Raw genomic sequence first — 19791 nt, forward strand, 5'->3', positions numbered from 1 at the left:
ATAGTGGGCACCCGGAACGCGAGTAAACCGGTCTGTCTACCTGATCATCTGTCTACCTGATCCTGGATGTGGTCGACGTGAACGCACTGCTCTCGGTCGCCTTCGTACTGTGCTGGAGCTCCGGCTTCATCGGCGCCAAGCTCGGCGCCGGAACGGCGGACGCGACCACGCTCCTGATGTGGCGCTTCCTGCCACTCGCCGTGGCCCTGGTGGCCGCCGCGGTCGTCTCGCGCGCGGCGTGGCGGGGCCTGACGCTCCGGGACGCCGGCCGGCAGATCGCCGTAGGTGCGCTGTCGCAGAGCGGGTATCTGCTCAGCGTCTACTACGCCATCCAGCTCGGTGTCTCCAGCGGCACCACCGCGCTGATCGACGGCGTCCAGCCGCTCGTCGCCGGTGCGCTCGCCGGCCCCCTGCTGCGGCAGTACGTCTCGCGTCGGCAGTGGCTCGGACTGTGGCTGGGGCTGGCCGGCGTCGCCACGGTCACGGTCGCCGACGCCGCGGCGGCGGGAGCGGACGTGGCCTGGTGGGCGTACTTCGTGCCCTTCCTCGGCATGCTGTCGCTGGTGGCGGCCACCTTCCTGGAGGGCCGCTCACGCGCGCCGGTCCAGCCCCGGGTGGCGATGACGATCCACTGCGTGACGAGCGCCGTCCTCTTCTCGGGCATGGCGGTCGGCGTCGGGGCCGCCGCCCCACCGGCCGACTCCTCGTTCTGGGTGGCGACCGCCTGGCTCATCGTGCTGCCCACCTTCGGCGGCTACGGGCTGTACTGGCTGATCCTGCGACGGTCCGGAATCACCGAGGTCAACACCCTCATGTTCCTCATGGCCCCGGTCACGGCCGTGTGGGGCGCCCTGATGTTCGGTGAACCCTTCGGCGTACAGACCGCGCTCGGCCTGGCGGTCGGCCTCGCGGCGGTCGTCGTCGTCCGGCGCGGGGGCAGGGGCGGGGGCGGCGGCGAGTCGCGGACCCGGCCCGTCCGGTCCGCCCGGCCCGCACCGCCCACCCAGTCCGCCGCCGATTATTCGGTCGTGACCTGTGCCGAGAGGCGCTAACCTGCCCGACGTGAACAGCCCCGAAGCGTCCAGACTCCGGCCACCGGTCCTCCGGTGGCTGTTCGCGATGCCGGGCTGAGGGACGCGCCGCGCGCGTACCCGTAGTCGCCGCTGTCTCCACCGCCGCCCGCCGGACGACCGACCGCCGTGTCGTGTTCGACGTCGACTTCCGGGTGCGGAGTTTCCTCATGCCGTTCGCTCTTCTTCTGCTGGGCCTTGCCGTGTTCGCCCAGGCAACGTCCGAGTTCATGCTGTCCGGGCTGGTGCCGGACATCGCCAGGGATCTACAGGTCACCGTGCCGGCGGCGGGGTCGCTGACCTCCGCCTTCGCGGTGGGCATGGTCGTCGGGGCGCCGCTGATGGCGGTGCTCGGCCGGCGCTGGTCACGACGGGGTGCCCTGCTGGGCTTCCTGATCGTCTTCCTCGCCGTTCATGTCGTCGGTGCCGTCACCGACAGTTTCGGAGTGCTGCTGGCCACCCGGGTGGTCGGAGCGCTGGCCAACGCCGGGTTCCTGGCCGTCGCCCTGGTGGCCGCCACCGGGATGGTCGCCCCGGAGGCCAAGGGCCGGGCCACGTCCACTCTGCTCGCCGGGGTCACGCTGGCCTGCGTGGTCGGGGTGCCCGCCGTGGTGGCGGTCGCCCGGTCGGTTCCGGGCGGGGCCGCCGGCGTCGCCCCTCCTCCGCTGCGTGGCGAGGTACGGGCACTGCGCAGCCCGCGCCTCCTGGGCACGCTGCTGCTGGGAGCCCTGGTGAACGGGGCGACCTTCTGCACGTTCACGTATCTCGCGCCGCTGGCCACCGAGGTCGGCGGGCTGGACGACGCGTGGGTGCCCGGCGTGCTGGCGCTGTTCGGGGCGGGGGCGTTCGCCGGGGTGAGTGCGGGTGGGCGGTTCGCCGACCGGCGTCCGGCGCTGGTGGTGACGGCGGGCGGTGCCGTGCTGTGCGCCGGGTGGTGCGCGCTCGCGCTCGGCGCCGGTGACCCGGTACCGGCCCTCGGGCTCGTGTTCCTGCTGGGCGCCCTGTCCTTCGGGGTCGGCTCTACGCTCATCTCGCAGGTGCTGTACGCGGCACCGGGTGCGCCCACGCTGGCCGGGGGCTTCGCGACGGCCGCCTTCAACGTGGGGGCGGCGTTGGGTCCGTGGTCCGGGGGTGCGGCGATCGGCGCGGGGTTCGGGTACCGGTCGCCGGTGTGGGTCAGCGCGGGGCTCGTCGCCTCGGCCCTCGCGCTCGTCGTCGCGGCGTCGGCTGTGCGGGCGTCCCGGGTATCCCGGACGTCCCGGGCCTCCCGCGTGACGCCGGTCTGAATATCTGAATACCGGTCTGACTCCGGCTCCGTCCGGCGGCGGGGCACCCTCAGGAGCGCCCCGTCAGAAGCCTCCGCCGAAGTCGCCCCCGCCGCCGAAGCCGCCGCCCCCGCCGAAGTCGCCGCCCCCGAAACCGCCCCCGAAGTCGCCGGGGTCGAAGTCCGCGCCGGAGACGTCGCCGCCCTCGTGGCCGCCGAAGTCGCCGTAGCCGGAACCGTAACCGGCTCCGTAGGCGGGGCCCGCCATCATGCTGCCCAGCATGGTGCCGACCAGCAGACCGGGCAGGATGCCGCCGCCGAAGTAGCCGCCCGCCCAGGGGCCGTAGGCCGGGCCCGCGTCCCAGTAGGGGCGGCGGCCGTACTCGGTCTCCACCTCGCGGATCATCGGGTCGCGTCCGTCGGAGAGGCGGGCCTGGTCGGCGGCGCAGACCGGGACCTGGCGGGTGGCGCCGCCCTGGGGGGTCCAGGTGACGTCGGCGACCGACGGGCCGTGGCGCGGGTCGAAGAAGCAGGGCGGGCGGCGTTCGGGCAGCTGCCTGCCCTCGCGGCGGGCGGCGAGCTGTGCGAGCGAGAAGCGGCCGTCCTCCAGGGCCTGGGTGACCGCGCGGACGTCCTCGGGTTTACGGGCGTCCGCCATGAACGTCTTGGCCTGCTCGTAGGCGTCGAGGGCGCGTTCGTAGTCGGTGCGCATCGCGTCGTCGGCGCGCGGTTCCGCCGGGTGGAAGTCCAGGCGGTCGAGTTCCTCGCCGAACGCCGTGATGTCCTCGTCGACCACCACCCGCAGCCGTTCCAGCGCCTCCCGCTGCTCCTCCTCGCGGCGATGCCGGTTGCGCCGGGAGAGGGCGTAGACGCCCGCGCCGCCGACGGCCACCACCGCGCCGGCGGTGATCAGGGCGCCCGTCGGCGCGGAGGAACCGCCGGAGTCCCAGGAGGAGGGTGCGGAGCCGCGTACGCTGCGCAGCGCGTCGTCGACGAAGTCGTTCAGCTGGGCCTTGGTGTCGCCCGCGCCCTGCGCCGCCGTGACCAGGTTGTCCACGCCCTGGCGGCTCAGCACCCTGCTGTCGGCGCGCGCGTCGAACTCGTCGCCGAGCCGGACGCCGTACAGACCGGTGATGCCGGTCTCGGTGCGGAGGTTCCGGAAGAGGTTCTCGGTCGGGTAATCGGCGGGGAGGACCGCCACGAAGACGGGTTCGTTCGCGTCCTCGATCTTGTCGGCGAGCGCCTCGGCGTCCGCCGACGACAGCAGGTCGGAGGCGGCCGGGTCCACGTACACGGGACTCTCGCGCAGGGCCGCGCCGATCTCGGACACGTCGGTGGCCGCCTGCGCGCCGGGCGCACCGGCCATCAGCACCGCCAGTGCGGCGATGACCGGCGCGACCAGGAGGCGTATGAGGACTCGAACGCGTGCGTCCTTCATACGTTCGAAAGTACCCGAATCGACCTCAATAAGACATCAGTGCGGGTCAGGAAACCGACCGGGACACCGAAGGGAGGACCGGACCGGGACACCGGCTCACCCGGCGGGCGCGACCCCCGCCCGCAGCAGCCCGTACGTGTACGCGTCCTCCAGGGCCTGCCACGAGGCGGCGATGACGTTCTCCGCGACGCCCACCGTGGACCACTCCCCCGTCCCGTCGCTCGTGGAGATGAGGACCCTGGTCGTGGACTGGGTGCCGTGCACGCCCTCCAGGATGCGGACCTTGTAGTCGACCAGGTCGAGCTTGGCCAGCTCCGGGTAGATCTTCTCCAGGGCGACCCGCAGGGCGCGGTCCAGGGCGTTGACCGGCCCGTTGCCCTCGGCCGTGGCGACGATGCGCTCGCTCTTGGCCCAGAGCTTGACCGTGGCCTCGTTGGCGTGGGTGCCGTCGGGGCGGTCCTCGGCGATCGAGCGCCAGGACTCGACGTCGAAGTACTTGAGGGGGCTGCCCTCGGCCTCGGCGCGCAGCAGGAGTTCGAAGCTCGCGTCGGCGGCCTCGTAGGTGTAGCCCGCCAGCTCGCGTTCCTTCACGCGCTCGACGACCCGGCCGACCAGCTCACGGTCGTTGCCGAGGTCGATGCCGAGTTCCTTGCCCTTGAGCTCGATGGAGGCGCGGCCGGCCATGTCGGAGACCAGCATCCGCATGGTGTTGCCGACCAGCTCGGGATCGATGTGCTGGTACAGGTCGGGATCGACCTTGATCGCGGAGGCGTGCAGGCCGGCCTTGTGCGCGAAGGCGGAGACACCGACGTAGGGCTGGTGGGTGGAGGGGGTCAGGTTGACGACCTCGGCGATGGCGTGGGAGATGCGGGTCATCTCGCGCAGCCGGCCCTCGGGGAGGACCTGCTTGCCGTACTTCAGCTCCAGCGCGGCCACGACCGGGAAGAGGTTGGCGTTGCCGACGCGCTCGCCGTAGCCGTTCGCCGTGCACTGGACGTGGGTCGCGCCCGCGTCGACCGCGGCGAGGGTGTTGGCGACGGCGCAGCCGGTGTCGTCCTGGGCGTGGATGCCGAGCCGGGCGCCGGTGTCGGCCAGCACCGTGCCGACCACGGCCTGGATCTGCGCCGGGAGCATGCCGCCGTTGGTGTCGCAGAGGATGACGACGTCGGCGCCCGCTTCCGAGGCGGCGCGGACGACGGCCTTCGCGTACTCGGGGTTGGCGCGGTAGCCGTCGAAGAAGTGCTCGCAGTCGACGAAGACCCGGCGGCCCTGCGCGACGAGGTGGGAGACGGTGTCCCGCACCATCGCCAGGTTCTCGTCGAGCGTGGTGCGCAGGGCGAGTTCGACGTGCCGGTCGTGGGACTTGGCGACCAGAGTGATCACCTGGGCGCCGGACTCCAGGAGCGCCCTGACCTGGTGGTCCTCGGCCGCGGTCGCGCCCGCGCGGCGGGTGGAGCCGAAGGCGACCAGCCGGGCGTGCTTGAAGTCGATCTCCTGCTGCGCGCGGGCGAAGAACTCGGTGTCCCGCGGGTTGGCGCCGGGCCAGCCGCCCTCGATGAAGCCCACACCGAAGTCGTCCAGGTGCCGTGCGATGGCCAGCTTGTCCGCGACCGTGAGGTTGATGCCCTCGCGCTGCGCACCGTCGCGCAGGGTGGTGTCGAAGACGTGGAACGAATCGTCGAGTTCGCTGGGTGCGGTCATGATCTGAAGGCTCCTGTATGGGATCTCGGTCTACCGGAATGACCGGTTCCACCGTCCGTCTATGATCCCGCACGCTCTCTTCCCGGCTGGGGGTGGGCCAGGAAAACGAAAAACCTCTCGCGGGTGCGAGAGGTCTGCGCGCGGGTCGAGGACGACGGTGTCCACCCGTACCTGGTCGTACGTGGTGGTCACTGCGGACCGGCGCGCCTGCTGCCAATAATCATGGCGAACGAGAGCACGGACGCAGTCTGGCACAGACCGCCCCCGTGTTCACCGACCGTCTCAGGATGCGGGCGCTGTGCTGGTCAGCGCGTGCCGTAGGCCGTACGACCCGGGCGCGTGTTCAGGCGTCCGTGGCCAGGCTCTCGTCCAGGAACTCCCGTACATGACCGAGGACCCTCCCCCGGTCCGTCCCGCGCAGCCCGATCGCCACGTGGATGGCGAAGCCGTCGAGGAGGGCGCGCAGCCGGGCGGCGAAGCGGTCGGGGTCGACGGGGCGGAACTCGCCGCGCGAGACGCCCTCGGCGAGCAGTGCGACCAGGTCGCGGTGCCAGGCGCCCTCGATGGCGGCCTGCCGGTCGCGGGCGGCGGATTCGTCGGCGGCGCTCTGCGAGCGGTTCCAGACCTCCATCCAGAGCGTCCAGTGCGGGTCGCGGTGGCCCTCGGGGACGTACAGGTCGACGTAGGCGTCGAGGCGTTCGCGGGCCGTGCCGGGCCGGGTGAGCAGCCGGCCGCGTTCGACGCCGAGCCGGCCCTCGCTCCACTCCAGGGTGCGCAGCAGCAGTTCGTCCTTGGAGTGGAAGTAGTAGAGGAGGTGGCCGCTGCTCATGCCGACCTCGCGGCCGAGAGCCGCCATGGTGAGTTTCTCCAGACCGCGCTCGGCGATCATCTCCATCGCGGCGGCGAGGACGTCCTCGCGCGGCGGGGCGGTGTTGCGGCGGCGGGCGCCCGGGGTGCTCATGCGGAGGCCACCCGGACCGCGTCCGGGAGGAAGCGGATCTCCCACGGTCCGTAACACTCGCTGTGCCAGGTGGCCACCGCTGCTCCGCACCCCCCGCACACCTGGTTGGGCCCTTCCATGCCGAGCGCTCCGCAGCACCCCGACTCCTGGACGTCCGGGTTGCCGGACAGCCGCTCGCGGGCGTCCTCCGGGTTGACCACCAGAGTGCCGCGCGGCCCCCTGGAGACCATGGTGCGGGGGCCGTCCGGCTCCCCCACCGAGACGCCGGGGAGGGTCGCCCCTTCCCACTCCGGGTCCGGGTGCGGCACGTAAGGCGCCCCGCTCGGCTCGGGGTCCACCGCGTACCCGCCGGGCGGGAGGGTCGGCGGGGCGTGCCGCGAGCCGTCGGGGTTCTTGAGTCCGTCGTACTCCGGGTGCGGTGGCACCTCGGGCAGCAGACGCAGCGGCTCGGTCAGTCGGTGTCCGCAGGCCGTGCAGAGCAGTACATCCACCCGTACGTTCTACCCGATCACCGAAGCCGCCCCGCCGTCAGCCCGTCTTCGGCTGCTGCTGCGTGATGCAGTGGATGCCGCCGCCGCCCGCGAAGATCGTGCGCGCGTCCACCAGGGTCACCGTGCGCTGCGGGTGGAGCCGGCGGAAGATGCCGGCCGCGATCTCGTCGCGCGGGTCGTCGAAGCCGCAGAGCACGACGCCGCCGTTGCAGAGGTAGTGGTTGATGTAGGAGTAGTCCGCCCAGTGCCCGTCGGCCTCCAGGACGGTCGGGGCGGGCACCTCGACGACCTCCAGGCGGCGCCCCCGGGCATCGGTGGCGGAGCGCAGGATGCCGATGGCCTCCTTGGTCACCTCGTGGTCGGGGTGGGCCGGGTCGGGCTGGTGGTGGGCGACGACGACACCGGGGGCGGCGAAGGCGGCGACGATGTCGACGTGGCCGAGGGTGCCGAAGCCGTACGGGGGGTAGTCCGAGGTCAGGCCGCGCGGCAGCCAGATCGCCTTGCGGGTGCCGAGGTGGCCGTGGACCTCCGCCTCGACCCGCTCCTTCGTCCAGCCGGGGTTGCGCTCGGGGCCGAGCTGCACGGTCTCGGTGAGCAGGACGGTGCCCTCGCCGTCGACGTGGATGCCGCCGCCCTCGTTGACCAGCGGCGAGGCGTACGTACGGGCGCCCGCGAGGTCGGCGACGTACGCGCCGATCTTCGCGTCGTGGTCCCAGCGGGCCCAGTCCTGGGCGCCCCAGCCGTTGAAGGTCCAGTCGACGGCGGCCAGTTCGGTGCCGTCGGTGAGGAAGGTGGGGCCGATGTCGCGCATCCAGGCGTCGTCCAGGTCGCGCTCGACCGTGTCGATCCCGTCGCCCAGCAGGGCGCGCGCCTCGGCCGACTGACCCGGGCCGCACACCACGGTGACCGGCTCGAAGCGGCGGACGGCACGGGCGACGGACGCCCAGGCGATACGCGCGGCGGACAGCTCCTCGGGGCTCTCGAAGGTGTGGTTGGGGCCCGGCCACGCCATCCAGGTGCGCTCGTGCGGAGCCCATTCGGGGGGCATGCGGAAGCCGTCGGCGGCAGCGGTCATCGCGGGTTCCTTCACAGGAAGTAGAGGCGGTTGAGGGAGACGGACTCGGCCGGTTCGGAGCGCAGCGCGTCGCCGTCCAGGGTGACCAGGCCCGTGCGCTGGTCGACGTCGACCGCGCCGGTACGGGAGTTCAGGCGCAGGTCGGCCGGGCCGATGCCGCGCGTGCCGCGCACCGCGACCCTGCGGCGACGGGTCGGCATCGTGTCGCCGCCCTGGTCGAGGGCGGCCTGGGCGACGAAGGCCACCGATATGTCGGCGGGCGTGGCGCCGTGCGCGCCGAACTGCGGGCCGAGGACGAGGGGTTCGCAGGTGTCGGTGGCGGCGTTGGGGTCGCCCACCACGCCGTACGCCGGGAAGCCCGACTTGAGGACGAGCTGCGGCTTGGCGCCGAAGTACTCCGGGCGCCACAGGACGATGTCGGCGAGCTTGCCGACCTCGATCGAGCCGACCTCGTGGGAGAGGCCGTGGGCGATGGCGGGGTTGATGGTCAGCTTCGCCATGTAGCGCAGGACGCGTTCGTTGTCGTGGTCGTCGTCGGGGGCGCCGAACTCGGCCTTCATCTTCCCGGCCATCGCGAAGGTGCGGCGGACGGTCTCGCCGGCCCGGCCCATGCCCTGCGCGTCGGAGGAGGTGATGCCGATCGCGCCCAGGTCGTGCAGCACGTCCTCGGCGCCCATGGTCCCGGCGCGGATGCGGTCGCGGGCCATGGCGGCGTCGCCCGGCAGGTCGGTCTTCAGGTCGTGGACGGAGACGATCATGCCGTAGTGCTCGGCGACCGCGTCCCGGCCGAAGGGCAGGGTGGGGTTGGTGGAGGAGCCGATGACGTTGGGGACACCGGCCATCTTCAGCACGTTGGGGACGTGTCCGCCGCCGCAGCCCTCGATGTGGAAGGCGTGGATGGTGCGGCCCTCCAGGACGCGGAGGGTGTCCTCCACGGAGAGGCACTCGTTCAGGCCGTCGCTGTGCAGGGCTACCTGCACGTCGTGCTCCTCGGCGACGCGCAGGGCGGTGTCGAGGGCGCGGGTGTGGGCGCCCATGTCCTCGTGCACCTTGAAGCCGCTCGCGCCGCCCTCGGCCAGCGCCTCGATGAGCGGCGCCTCGTGGGACGACGAACCCCGTCCGAGGAACCCGATGTTGACCGGCCAGGCGTCGAACGCGCCGAACGCGTGCTTCAGCGCCCAGGGCGAGTTGACGCCGACGCCCCAGACGGGGCCGAACTCCTGCCCGATGATCGTCGTCACGCCGGACGCGAGCGACGCCTCCATGATGCGCGGGGAGAGCAGGTGGACGTGGGTGTCGACGGCGCCGGCGGTGGCGATGAGGCCCTCGCCGGAGACGATGGACGTGCCCGTGCCGACCACGACGTCGACCCCGTCGAGGGTGTCGGGGTTCCCGGCCCGGCCGATCCCGCAGATCCGGCCCTCGCGGATGCCGATGGAGACCTTCCTGATCCCCTGCGCGGCGTCGATCACGACGACGTTGCTGATCACGACGTCGCAGGTCTCGCGGACGGCGGCGGCCTTGAGGTGCAGTCCGTCCCGGGCGGTCTTGCCGAACCCGGCGAGGAACTCGTCGCCGTAACGCTGGGCGTCGGACTCGACGCGGATGACCAGGCCCGAGTCGCCGAGGCGGACGCGGTCGCCGGCGCGGGGGCCGTGCGTGGCGGCGTAGGCGTGGGGGTCGACGTGGATCGACTCGCTGATCTCGCGTCCCTTCGAGCGGCTCATCGCCCGCCTCCTTCCGGTGTGGTGATCCCCAGGTATCCGCAGGCCGCGGCCCGCCGCAGTGCCTCCTCCTTCGCCCCCGGCGCGTCCAGCGGACCGTCGACCAGACCGGCGAAGCCGATCGCGATCCGCCGGCCGCCTATGGGCACGAGGCCGACCTCGGCGCTCTCCCCGGGTCCGAAGCGGACCGAGGACCCGGCGGGGACGGCGAGGCGCATGCCGTAGGCCCGCTCACGGTCGAAGTCCAGCCGCGGGTTGGCCTCGAAGAAGTGGAAGTGCGAGGTCACGGAGACCGGCACGGTCGCGGTGTTGGTGACCGGGACGCGCACCGCGGCCTCGGGTTCGGCGTGGTCGGGGCCCGGCAGCAGGGCCCCCGGGCCCGCCGGTCCGAGCGCCCCGCCCCCGATGGGGTCGGAGACGACCGCGAGCCGGGAGCCGTCGTCGAAGACGGCCTCCACGTGCACCTCGGTGACCACGTCCGCGACACCGGGCAGCACGTCGTCCGGGCCGAGTACGGACCGGGCGCGCTCGATCGCCTCCGCGAGGCGGGCACCGTCGCGGGCGGCCTCGCACACGGTGTCCGCGATCAGCGCGGTCGCCTCCGGCACGTTCAGCCTGAGCCCGCGCGCGCGGCGGGCACGGGCCAGCTCCGCCGCTCCGAAGAGCAGCAGCCGGTCACGTTCCGTGGGAGTCAGTCTCACGACGCGGTACCTCCTTGCCGACATGACATTAGAGCACCACTCTAAATATGCGATTCCTACAACGGAAGGATTGACGGACCGACGGGGCAGACGTCACATTGAACGTCGCTCTAAACCTCGGGCGGCCGTCGAAGGAGACCAGCCATGCCGATAGAACAGCGCGGAGTCGACACCATCCCCGAAGGGGAACGCACCAGCGGGCCCCGGGACCTGGTCTCGATCCTGCTGGGGTCCAACCTCTGCCTGGGCGTGATCGTCTTCGGCTGGCTGCCGCCGTCCTTCGGCCTCGGCTGGTGGGCGTCGGTCAGCTCGGTGGTGGCGGGTACGGTCGCCGGCACCGTCTTCACGGCTCCGCTGGCCCTGGTCTCCCTGCGCACCGGCACCAACCTGTCCACGTCGTCCGGCGCCCAGTTCGGCGTGCGCGGACGACTGGTCGGCTCGGTGGTCGGCCTGCTCCTCGCCCTCGGCTACACCGCGCTGACCGTGTGGATCGGCGGCGACGTGATGATGGGCGTGCTCGGCCGGCTCTTCGGCCTGCCGCAGGGCGGGGCCGCGTACGCCGTGGTCTACGGGCTGCTCGCCGCGGCGACCGTCGCGGGCGCGGTCTACGGCTACCGGGTGCTGCTCGCCATGTCCCGGGTGCTGGCCTTCGGCATGACCGCCCTGCTGGTCCTGGGCGTGATCGCCTACGCCCCCGACTTCACGACCGCCGCGCTGCCGGACGCGGGCGGGTACCTGCTGGGCGGGTTCTGGCCGACGTGGCTGCTCGCGGCCGTGGCCGCCGGCCTGTCCGGGCCGGTCGCCTTCATCACGCTGCTCGGCGACTACACCCGCTACATCTCCCCGGCCCGCTTCTCCTCCCGCCGGGTACTGCACGCGACCTGGCTGGGGCTGATGCTGGGCCTGCTGGTGCCGCAGCTCTTCGGCACCTTCACCTCGTACGCCGCCCGCGCCGCCCTGGACTACGCCGGGCCGCTGGTCGACGCCGCCCCCACCTGGTACCTGGTCCCGCTGCTGCTCGCCGCCTCCGCGGGCTCGGTCGGCAACGCGGGGCTGATGCTGTACTCCATGGGCCTGGACCTGGACGCCATCCTGCCGCGCGCCTCCCGGGCCCGGGCCACCTGCGCCGTCGCCGTCGTCGCCACGGCCTGTGTCTTCGTCGGGCACTACGCCTGGGACGCGCAGTCGGCGATGACGTCGTTCGTGCTGCTGCTGACGGCGATCGGCACGCCGTGGGCGGTCATCACGATGATCGGCTTCGCCCGCTGCGGCGGGATCTACGACGCCGAAGCGCTCCAGGTCTTCAACCGCCGGGCCCGCGGCGGCGCCTACTGGTACCGGGCCGGCTGGAACGTCCCCGCCACGGTCGCCTGGGCGGTGGGCGCGGCCGTCGGTCTGCTGGCGGTGTCCCTGCCGTCGTACGAGGGCCCGCTGCTGGCCTTCACCGGCGGGGTGGACTGCAGTTTCCTGCTGTCGGGGCTGGTGGGCGGGGTGGTGTACGTGCTGTCGACTCCGGGTGCCGTCGCGGCGACGGCACCCGGAGCGGGCGTGGCCGAGCCCGCTTCTTGCCCGACCGAGTCGGGTGGCAGGCGGGCATAGGCCGGGGGTCCGGGGGCGGAGCCCCCGGCGACGCCCGCCCCGACGCCGGGGGCCTTACGCCAAGCGGTGCATCCACCCGTGCTTGTCCTCGGCCGTACCCCGCTGGATGTCCAGCAGCGCGCTACGCAGCCGCTGCGTCACCTCGCCGGGCTCGCCCCCGCTCTGCTGCCACTGGGCACCGGCCCGCTTCACCGTGCCGACCGGGGTGATCACGGCCGCGGTGCCGCAGGCGAAGACCTCGGTGAGGGTGCCGTTCTCCGAGTCGCGCTGCCACTGCTCGACCGAGACGCGGCCCTCCTCGGCCTCGTAGCCGAGGTCGCGGGCGACGGTGAGGAGGGAGTCGCGGGTGACGCCCTCCAGGATGGAGCCGGTGAGGGCGGGGGTGACGATCTTGTCACCGTAGACGAAGTACAGGTTCATGCCGCCGAGTTCCTCGACCCACTGATGCTCGACCGCGTCGAGGTAGCAGACCTGGTCGCAGCCCTTCGCGGCGGCCTCGGCCTGGGCGAGCAGGGAGGCGGCGTAGTTGCCGCCGGTCTTGGCGTCGCCCATGCCGCCGGGGACGGCGCGGACCCGGTCCTCGGAGACCCAGATGGAGACCGGCTTGACGCCGCCGGGGAAGTAGGCGCCGGCCGGGGAGGCGATGACGATGAAGAGGTACTCGTTGGCCGGCTTCACACCCAGGCCCACCTCGGTGGCGATCATGAAGGGGCGAAGGTAGAGGGACTCCTCGCCGCCGTGCCCGGGCACCCAGTTCCGGTCCTGCCGGACAAGGGCGTCACACGCCTCGATGAACATCTCCACCGGCAGCTCCGGCATGCCGAGCCGGCGCGAGGAGGCCTGGAAGCGCTGCGCGTTCTTCTCCGGACGGAAGGTGGCGACGGATCCGTCGGGGCGGCGGTAGGCCTTCAGCCCCTCGAAGATCTCCTGCGCGTAGTGCAGGACCATGGTGGCCGGGTCGAGGGAGAGCGGGGCGTACGGAACGAGCTGACCGTCGTGCCAGCCCCGGCCCTCGGTCCACCTGACCGTCACCATGTGATCGGTGAAGTGGCGGCCGAACCCGGGGTTGGCCAGGATCGCCTGGCGCTCCGTGTCGGAGAGCGGGTTGGCGGAGGGCTTGAGCTCGATCGTGGGCGTCGTCATGGGTTGATGTCCTTCACCGGTTGTCGTGACGGGCCGCGGTCACGCCCGTACGGCCGGTGGCCGGTGCTAGGACGTCCGAGCATTCCCTCATGTCGCGGCTTCGCGTTCGATTATCGCGCACGGACGGACGCGCAGGCGGCGACGGCTGAAACGGGGTGAATGCGGCCCAGGGTTCGATGGTCGCACCTGGCGGACGCAGGAGAAAGCCGCCGGGTGCCTTGTTTTGGGACCCGGCGGCTTCGAAACGGATTCGATCGAGTGGCGCGGCGGGTGTCAGCCGGCTACTCGTACGGCGAGTGCGTCGCCGATCTCGGAGGTGCTCCGGGCGGGCCCGTCGCCTCGCTCGCCGAGGTCGGCGGAGACGGCGGCCTCGATCCGGGCGGCCTCGGCCTCGTAACCGAGGTGGCGCAGCAGCAGGGCGACGGACAGCACCGTGGCGGTGGGGTCGGCCTTGCCCTGGCCGGCGATGTCGGGCGCGGAACCGTGGACCGGCTCGAACATCGAGGGGAAGTCGCCGGAGGGGTTGATGTTCCCGCTCGCGGCGACGCCGATGCCGCCGGAGACGGCCGCGGCGAGGTCGGTGATGATGTCGCCGAAGAGGTTGTCGGTGACGATCACGTCGAAGCGCTCGGGCTGGGTGACGAGGTAGATCGTCGCCGCGTCGACGTGCATGTACTCGGTGGTGACCTCGGGGTACTCCGCGGCGACCTTGTTGAAGACGTCGGTCCACAGGTGACCCGCGAAGGTCAGCACGTTGTTCTTGTGGATCAGCGCGAGCTTCTTGCGCGGGCGGGCCTGCGCGCGGGCGAAGGCGTCGCGGACGACGCGCTCGACACCGAAGGCCGTGTTGACGGAGACCTCGGTGGCGACCTCGTGCTCGGTGCCCTTGCGGATGGTGCCGCCGTTGCCGGTGTAGGGGCCCTCGGTGCCCTCGCGGACGACGACGAAGTCGATCTCCGGCTGTCCGGCGAGCGGGGTGGCGACACCCGGCAGCAGCTTGGACGGCCGCAGGTTGACGTGGTGGTCGAAGGCGAAGCGGAGCTTGAGCAGGAAGCCGCGCTCCAGGACGCCGGACGGCACCGACGGGTCGCCGATCGCGCCGAGCAGGATGGCGTCGTGCGCCTTGAGGGCGTCGAGGTCGGCGTCGGTGAGGGTCTCACCGGTGGCGTGGTAGCGCCGGGCGCCGAAGTCGAACTCCTTGGTCTCCAGCTTCACATCCTGCGGAAGGACGGCGGAGAGGACCTTGAGACCTTCGGCCACGACCTCCTGGCCGATGCCGTCACCGGGAATCACTGCGAGATTGAGGCTGCGAGACATGACGGCACCCTACCCCTCGTCCCACGGGATGACATGCGGCGTCCGGCATGCGGACGCCGGCCCGTCATCTCCGGCTCAGTGGCCGGTGGCGCCGCCGTTGTCCCGGCGGTCGAGAGCGCGCTGGAGGGCGGCCGCGGCGTTCTTGCGGTCGGAGTCACTGGTGCGGGAGAGGTGGCGGACTCGGCGGCGGACGGTCGTCTCGGCCATGGGAATCGACTCCTTCGGCACGCGGGAGAGCGCGGAAAGCGAGTGGTACGGAGAGACGCCGGAAGGGGCGGGGAGCGCGGTGCCGCAGGGGTTGCCTGCACGGGGCCCGGCTCACGACCGCCATTCGCTCGATCGAGCGGGACGTTCGGCTCCTACAAAGTTAAGGGAGTACGGAGCGACTGTCTCCACAATTACTCGGACTTCCTACTATCTGAGACGGTGCACTCGGTCACCCGTCTCCGACCTGCGAAAACGCCCGACGGGCCAGGTCGGGTGACCTGGCCCGTCGGGCGTTGCTCCACGGGGCGTCAGCCCATGTGCGGGTACGCGTAGTCGGTCGGCGCGACCAGCGTCTCCTTGATGGCGCGGGTCAGCGTCCAGCGCATCAGGTTCTGCGGGGCGCCGGCCTTGTCGTTGGTGCCGGAGGCACGGCCGCCGCCGAAGGGCTGCTGGCCGACCACGGCGCCGGTCGACTTGTCGTTGATGTAGAAGTTGCCGGCCGCGTAGCGCAGCTTCTCCATCGTGTACGCCGCCGCCGCGCGGTCGCCCGAGACGACCGAGCCCGTGAGGGCGTAGTCGGAGACCGACTCCATCTGGGTCAGCATCGCGTCGTACGCGTCGTCGGCGCTGTCGTCGTACACGTGCACGGCGAGGAACGGGCCGAAGTACTCGGTGCGGAACACCTCGTTCTCCGGGTCGGAGCACTCGACGACCGTCGGGCGGACGAAGTAGCCGACCGAGTCGTCGTAGGAGCCGCCCGCGACGATCGTGCAGGTGTCGTCCGCCTTGGCGCGGTCGATGGCGGCCTTGTTCTTGGCGAAGGACCGCTCGTCGATGACGGCGCCCATGAAGTTCGACAGGTCGGTGACGTCACCCATGGTGAGGTAGTCGACCTCGGCGGCGAACTCCTCCTTGAAGCCGTCGTTCCAGATGGACGCCGGGATGTACGCGCGGGAGGTGGCGCTGCACTTCTGGCCCTGGTATTCGAAGGCGCCGCGGGTCAGGGCGGTCTTCAGCACGGCGCGGTCGGCGCTCGGGTGGGCGACCAGGAAGTCCTTGCCGCCGGTCTCGCCGACCAGGCGCGGGTACGTGCGGTACTTCGCGATGTTGTTGCCGACCGTCTTCCACAGGTGCTGGAAGGTCGGGGTCGAGCCGGTGAAGTGGATGCCCGCGAGGTCCCGGTGCTCCAGGGCGACCTCGGAGACCGCGATGCCGTCGCCGGTTACCAGGTTGATGACGCCCTTGGGCAGCCCGGCCTCCTCCAGGAGCCGCATCAGCAGCACGGCGGCGTGGGTCTGGGTCGGGGACGGCTTCCAGACCACCACGTTGCCCATCAGGGCGGGGGCGGTGGGCAGGTTGGCCGCGATCGCGCTGAAGTTGAAGGGCGTGATCGCGTAGACGAAGCCCTCCAGCGGGCGGTGGTCCATGCGGTTCCACACGCCCTGGGAGTTGGCCGGGGGCTGCTCGGCCAGGATGTTGCGGGCGTAGTGGACGTTGAACCGCCAGAAGTCGATCAGCTCGCAGGGGCTGTCGATCTCGGCCTGCTGGGCCGTCTTGGACTGGCCGAGCATGGTGGAGGCGGCGATGGTCTCGCGCCACGGGCCGGACAGCAGCTCGGCGGCGCGCAGGATGATCGCCGCGCGGTCGTCGAAGGACATCGCGCGCCACGCCGGGGCGGCGGCCAGGGCGGCGTCGATCGCGTCCTGGGCGTCCTGCTGGGTGGCGTTGGCGTAGGTGCCCAGGCGCGCCTTGTGGTTGTGCGGCTGCACGACGTCGAAGCGCTCGCCACCGCCCATCCGCTTGACGCCGCCGATGGTGCAGGGCAGGTCGACGGGGTTGTCGGCCAGCTCCTTGAGCTTGACCTCCAGACGGGCACGCTCGGGCGAACCGGGCGCGTAGCCGTGCACCGGCTCGTTGACGGGGGTGGGGACCTGGGTCACAGCGTCCATAGTTTCCGTAACTCCTTAACTGAGCGGTCTTGCGAGCGGGTGCGGGCTCAGCCCTTGCTGACCATCGAGCGGGCGAAGAACCGGAGGTTGGCCGGCTTCTCCGCCAGACGGCGCATGCTGTGCTTTCCCGGGGGGCGACCCCCGGACCCCCGGCAGTCGCCGCGGCACAGCCCGGTCGTATCAGCCACGGCCGATCACGCTCCGCGCGAAGAACCGGAGGTTCGCCGGCTTCTCCGCCAGACGGCGCATGAAGTAGCCGTACCAGTCGGTGCCGTAGGCGGTGTAGACGCGCATGCGGTGGCCCTCGGCGGCCAGCCGCAGGTGCTCGTCGCCGCGGATGCCGTACAGCATCTGGAACTCGTACTCGTCGAGCTTTCGCCCGGCGGTCCGGGCCAGCTCCTGCGCGATGGAGATCAGGCGCGGGTCGTGGGACCCGATCATCGGGTAGCCCTCGCCCTCCATCAGCGTCCGCAGGATGCGCACGTACGCCTTGTCGATCTCGTGGCGCTGCTGGTACGCGACCTCGGCGGGCTCCTTGTAGGCGCCCTTCACCAACCGTACGCGACTGCCGTTGTCGGCGAGCCGGCGCGCGTCGGCCTCGGTGCGGAAGAGGTAGGACTGGATGACGCAGCCGGTCTGCGGGAAGTCCTTCCGCAGCTCGTCGTGGATGGCGAACATCGAGTCGAGGGTGGTGTGGTCCTCGGCGTCCAGGGTGACCGTAGTGCCGATCTCGGCCGCGGCCTCGACGACCGGGCGGACGTTCTTCAGGGCCAGCTCGTGGCCGCCGTCCAGCGCCTGGCCGAACATGGACAGCTTGACCGACATCTCGGCGCGGGCGCCGAGGTCGAGCGGCCCCAGCCGGTCGACCAGCTCCAGGTAGGCGTCGCGGGCGGCCTCGGCCTGCGCGGGGTTCGTGATGTCCTCGCCGACGACGTCCATCGTCAGTTCCAGACCCTGGTCGGTGAGGCCCTGGATGATCGGCAGCACCTCGTCGACCGTCTCGCCGGGGATGAACCGGTCGACGACCGGCTTGGTCACGGGCGCGGCCGAGACCAGCCGACGCATCCGGTCGCTGCGCGACGCGGCGAGAATCACGGGACCCAGCACGGGGCACCTCCACTTACCAACCAACACGAGGCCGCTGCCCGACGAACGGGGGACGGCACGGAGAACCACCGTGAAATCTAAGGATCCACCCGATCGTCGGCCATCGACAGCTGTCACGCATCCGTGCCGCAGATCTCAGACAGATGTATGAAGAGCACGCGCAAATGCGGCAGAATGCCCGGGTGATGTCGGATTCCAAGGATGACTACCAGGAGCTGGTCGACGAGATCTCCGAGCTGCTGGGCGCGCCCGCGACCCTGGAGAACCGCGACTTCGAGCTGATCGCCTTCGGCGCCTACGACAGCGAGGGCGACCTCGATCCGTCCGCCCTCGACCCGGTGCGCACCCGCTCGATCCTGACCCGGCGCTCCACCGCGGCCGTCCGGGCCTGGTTCGAGGGCTTCGGCATCACCCGCGCGACCGGCCCGGTCCGCATTCCGCCGACCCCTGAGGCGGGGGTGTACCGGGGGCGCACGTGCCTGCCGGTACGCCACCGGGGTGTCGTCCTCGGCTACGTGTGGCTGCTGGACACCGACCCCGGTCCGACCGATCGGCAGCTGGCGGCGGCCATGGAGGTCACCACCCGGATCGGCGCGCTGCTCGCGGACGAGGCGCAGCACGGCGCGGACCTGAGCCGGGAGCTGCGGGCCGTGCTGACCGCCGAGCGCGACTGGCAGCGGGACATGGCCGTGGCGGAACTGCGCACCGCCCTCGGCTCCCGCGCGGCGACCCCGCACGCGGTGGTCTGCGTCGCCCCCTGGCCGTCGGCCGACCCCGACGACGCGCCCTCGGTCCGCACGGTGCCGGGGGCGACGGCGCTGTGCACGGTGCCGTGGGGAGCGGCGGGCCAGTCACTGGCGTTGCTGGTCCGACTGCGCTCGGCGGACGTACTGACCCCGGCGACGTCGGCGGCGGGGCGGCTGCTGGAGCGGACGCGGGGCGCGAGCGGGGCCGCGGGCGCCACCGCGGCCGGGATCTCCGCGCCGCGCACCGGGCTGGCGGAGCTGGGGGCGGCCTGGTGGGAGGCGTCGGCGGCGGCCCGGGCGGCGCTCGCCGAGACCCGGTTCGGCCCGGTCGCCGAGTGGACGTCCATCGGCCCGTTCCGCCTGCTGACCGCGCTGCCCCCGCGGTCCGCCCACGACCCCGCCGTACGGGTACTGCTCTCCCCCGCCCACCGCGAACTGACCCGCACCGCCGAGGTCTACCTCGACTGCGCCGGCCAGGCCGGCCGCACCGCCGCCGAGCTGGGCATCCACCGCCAGACGCTGTACTACCGCCTCTCCCGCGTCGAACAGCTCACGGGCCTGGACCTGGACGACGGCGAGGACCGGCTGCTGCTCCACATGGCGCTCAAGGCGTACCGCCTGTAGCGGCCTCGATCACCCGGCGCAGGCCCTCGGTGAGCTGGGCCGCCTCGGGGGCGGACTTGGGATCGAAGGTCCACTGCGCGATGAGACCCGTCATCAGGGTCACGTAGAACGTCCCGAGGGTGTCCGCCGTCTCGTCGGAGACGTCCTCCTCCCGTCCGCCCATGAGCGAGGGGATGAGGCCGCGCCCGGCCTCCCGCTGGGCCCGCGCCAGATGGTCGCGCACCTCGGGCATCCGGTCGCCCATGACCAGGATCTCCATGCTGAGGTGCCAGATCGACCCCGGCTCCCGCATGGTCTGGATGATGTTGGTCCACACCACCTGGAACCGCTCGGTCGAGCCGGGCGCGGTCTCGTCCAGCGCGGCCCGGTCCCCCTCGAAGGCGTCGCCCATCCCCTCGACCAGCGAGACGTAGGCCTGCGCGAGCAACGCGTCCTTCGAGCCGTAGTGGTAGCCGATGGACGCCAGGTTGGTCCCCGACTCCCTGACGACGTCCCGCGCGGTCGTGCGCGCGAAGCCCTTCTCCAGCAGGCAGCGCTTGGCGCCTTCCAGCAGATCCTCACGGTGTCCCATCGGACCACTCTACCCTCCGATCCATACGCCTGTCCTATACACTCGTCCTATACGTACGTCTCATACGCGCGTACTAGACAGTTGTATAAGACGTGCGTACAGT

At 71.8% G+C, this 19791-nt stretch carries 17 protein-coding genes; 4 read left to right on the forward strand and 13 right to left on the reverse strand.

What is annotated here, in order from left to right; all coding sequences use genetic code 11:
- Window positions 1-77 precede the first annotated feature (77 nt).
- Together ACFCZF_RS01975 and ACFCZF_RS01980 are read left to right on the forward strand one after the other, a co-directional pair.
- Window positions 78-1052: a DMT family transporter gene (locus ACFCZF_RS01975; RefSeq protein ID WP_376669977.1), complete on the forward strand. Its 975-nt coding sequence runs from the start codon at window positions 78-80 to the stop codon at window positions 1050-1052.
- 188 nt (window positions 1053-1240) lie between these two features.
- Window positions 1241-2356 carry an MFS transporter gene (locus tag ACFCZF_RS01980; protein WP_376669978.1) on the forward strand — a complete coding sequence of 372 codons (1116 nt, stop codon included), beginning with the start codon at window positions 1241-1243 and terminating at the stop codon, window positions 2354-2356.
- 63 nt (window positions 2357-2419) lie between these two features.
- Here the strand turns inward: ACFCZF_RS01980 and ACFCZF_RS01985 are convergent, their stop codons facing one another.
- The 7 genes from ACFCZF_RS01985 to ureA all read right to left on the reverse strand — a co-directional run bounded on the left by ACFCZF_RS01985 (window position 2420) and on the right by ureA (window position 10425).
- Window positions 2420-3772, reverse strand: coding sequence for a hypothetical protein (locus ACFCZF_RS01985; protein ID WP_376669979.1), 1353 nt, complete (start codon window positions 3770-3772; stop codon window positions 2420-2422).
- Window positions 3773-3868: 96 nt separating this feature from the next.
- Window positions 3869-5473: a citramalate synthase gene (cimA, locus tag ACFCZF_RS01990; RefSeq protein WP_375914310.1), complete on the reverse strand. Its 1605-nt coding sequence runs from the start codon at window positions 5471-5473 to the stop codon at window positions 3869-3871.
- 343 nt (window positions 5474-5816) lie between these two features.
- Window positions 5817-6434 (reverse strand): TetR/AcrR family transcriptional regulator, encoded by a 618-nt coding sequence (locus tag ACFCZF_RS01995; RefSeq protein WP_376669980.1) that lies wholly within the window; start codon window positions 6432-6434, stop codon window positions 5817-5819.
- A complete protein-coding gene (locus ACFCZF_RS02000; protein WP_376669981.1) occupies window positions 6431-6925 on the reverse strand; it encodes a hypothetical protein in 495 nt (164 codons plus the stop codon). The genes ACFCZF_RS01995 and ACFCZF_RS02000 overlap by 4 nt, the downstream gene beginning before the upstream one ends.
- Window positions 6926-6962: 37 nt before the next feature.
- Window positions 6963-8000, reverse strand: coding sequence for an agmatine/peptidylarginine deiminase (locus ACFCZF_RS02005; protein ID WP_376669982.1), 1038 nt, complete (start codon window positions 7998-8000; stop codon window positions 6963-6965).
- Between the two features lie 11 nt (window positions 8001-8011).
- Window positions 8012-9727, reverse strand: coding sequence for an urease subunit alpha (locus ACFCZF_RS02010; RefSeq protein WP_376669983.1), 1716 nt, complete (start codon window positions 9725-9727; stop codon window positions 8012-8014).
- A complete protein-coding gene (gene ureA / locus ACFCZF_RS02015; RefSeq protein WP_376669984.1) occupies window positions 9724-10425 on the reverse strand; it encodes an urease subunit gamma in 702 nt (233 codons plus the stop codon). The genes ACFCZF_RS02010 and ureA overlap by 4 nt, the downstream gene beginning before the upstream one ends.
- A 144-nt stretch (window positions 10426-10569) precedes the next feature.
- On the opposite strand from ureA, the gene ACFCZF_RS02020 reads away from it, so the two are divergent.
- Window positions 10570-12024 (forward strand): cytosine permease, encoded by a 1455-nt coding sequence (locus tag ACFCZF_RS02020; protein ID WP_376669985.1) that lies wholly within the window; start codon window positions 10570-10572, stop codon window positions 12022-12024.
- A 54-nt stretch (window positions 12025-12078) separates the two neighbouring features.
- Here the strand turns inward: ACFCZF_RS02020 and ACFCZF_RS02025 are convergent, their stop codons facing one another.
- The 5 genes from ACFCZF_RS02025 to ACFCZF_RS02045 form a co-directional block, all read right to left on the reverse strand.
- A complete protein-coding gene (locus ACFCZF_RS02025; RefSeq protein ID WP_376669986.1) occupies window positions 12079-13167 on the reverse strand; it encodes a branched-chain amino acid aminotransferase in 1089 nt (362 codons plus the stop codon).
- Between the two features lie 273 nt (window positions 13168-13440).
- Entirely contained in the window at window positions 13441-14484 is a 1044-nt protein-coding gene (locus ACFCZF_RS02030; RefSeq protein WP_376669987.1) for a 3-isopropylmalate dehydrogenase, read from the reverse strand.
- Between the two features lie 75 nt (window positions 14485-14559).
- Window positions 14560-14691: a hypothetical protein gene (locus tag ACFCZF_RS02035; RefSeq protein WP_007444772.1), complete on the reverse strand. Its 132-nt coding sequence runs from the start codon at window positions 14689-14691 to the stop codon at window positions 14560-14562.
- A 308-nt stretch (window positions 14692-14999) separates the two neighbouring features.
- Complete coding sequence (pruA, locus tag ACFCZF_RS02040) at window positions 15000-16640, reverse strand: L-glutamate gamma-semialdehyde dehydrogenase (protein ID WP_375908755.1); 1641 nt, start codon at window positions 16638-16640, stop codon at window positions 15000-15002.
- Between the two features lie 180 nt (window positions 16641-16820).
- The gene (locus ACFCZF_RS02045; RefSeq protein ID WP_375908752.1) at window positions 16821-17747 is read right to left on the reverse strand and encodes a proline dehydrogenase family protein; all 927 of its coding nucleotides are present in this window, start codon (window positions 17745-17747) and stop codon (window positions 16821-16823) included.
- Between the two features lie 164 nt (window positions 17748-17911).
- On the opposite strand from ACFCZF_RS02045, the gene ACFCZF_RS02050 reads away from it, so the two are divergent.
- Window positions 17912-19117 carry a PucR family transcriptional regulator gene (locus ACFCZF_RS02050; RefSeq protein WP_376669988.1) on the forward strand — a complete coding sequence of 402 codons (1206 nt, stop codon included), beginning with the start codon at window positions 17912-17914 and terminating at the stop codon, window positions 19115-19117.
- Here ACFCZF_RS02050 and ACFCZF_RS02055 read toward each other — a convergent pair.
- Window positions 19098-19688: a TetR/AcrR family transcriptional regulator gene (locus tag ACFCZF_RS02055; RefSeq protein WP_376669989.1), complete on the reverse strand. Its 591-nt coding sequence runs from the start codon at window positions 19686-19688 to the stop codon at window positions 19098-19100. The genes ACFCZF_RS02050 and ACFCZF_RS02055 overlap by 20 nt on opposite strands.
- Window positions 19689-19791 lie beyond the last annotated feature (103 nt).

This window comes from Streptomyces sp. NPDC056296, from assembly GCF_042268605.1.
GTDB lineage: Bacteria > Actinomycetota > Actinomycetes > Streptomycetales > Streptomycetaceae > Streptomyces.

Coding starts and splice junctions, on each gene's coding strand:
- ACFCZF_RS01980 (WP_376669978.1), top strand. CDS start 1,241: ATGCCGTTCGCTCTTCTTCTGCTGGGCCTTGCCGTGTTCGCCCAGGCA.
- cimA (WP_375914310.1), bottom strand. CDS start 5,473: ATGACCGCACCCAGCGAACTCGACGATTCGTTCCACGTCTTCGACACC.
- ACFCZF_RS02010 (WP_376669983.1), bottom strand. CDS start 9,727: ATGAGCCGCTCGAAGGGACGCGAGATCAGCGAGTCGATCCACGTCGAC.
- ACFCZF_RS01995 (WP_376669980.1), bottom strand. CDS start 6,434: ATGAGCACCCCGGGCGCCCGCCGCCGCAACACCGCCCCGCCGCGCGAG.
- ACFCZF_RS01985 (WP_376669979.1), bottom strand. CDS start 3,772: ATGAAGGACGCACGCGTTCGAGTCCTCATACGCCTCCTGGTCGCGCCG.
- ACFCZF_RS02035 (WP_007444772.1), bottom strand. CDS start 14,691: ATGGCCGAGACGACCGTCCGCCGCCGAGTCCGCCACCTCTCCCGCACC.
- ACFCZF_RS02020 (WP_376669985.1), top strand. CDS start 10,570: ATGCCGATAGAACAGCGCGGAGTCGACACCATCCCCGAAGGGGAACGC.
- ACFCZF_RS02055 (WP_376669989.1), bottom strand. CDS start 19,688: ATGGGACACCGTGAGGATCTGCTGGAAGGCGCCAAGCGCTGCCTGCTG.
- ACFCZF_RS02005 (WP_376669982.1), bottom strand. CDS start 8,000: ATGACCGCTGCCGCCGACGGCTTCCGCATGCCCCCCGAATGGGCTCCG.
- pruA (WP_375908755.1), bottom strand. CDS start 16,640: ATGGACGCTGTGACCCAGGTCCCCACCCCCGTCAACGAGCCGGTGCAC.
- ACFCZF_RS02050 (WP_376669988.1), top strand. CDS start 17,912: ATGCGGCAGAATGCCCGGGTGATGTCGGATTCCAAGGATGACTACCAG.
- ACFCZF_RS02030 (WP_376669987.1), bottom strand. CDS start 14,484: ATGTCTCGCAGCCTCAATCTCGCAGTGATTCCCGGTGACGGCATCGGC.
- ACFCZF_RS02025 (WP_376669986.1), bottom strand. CDS start 13,167: ATGACGACGCCCACGATCGAGCTCAAGCCCTCCGCCAACCCGCTCTCC.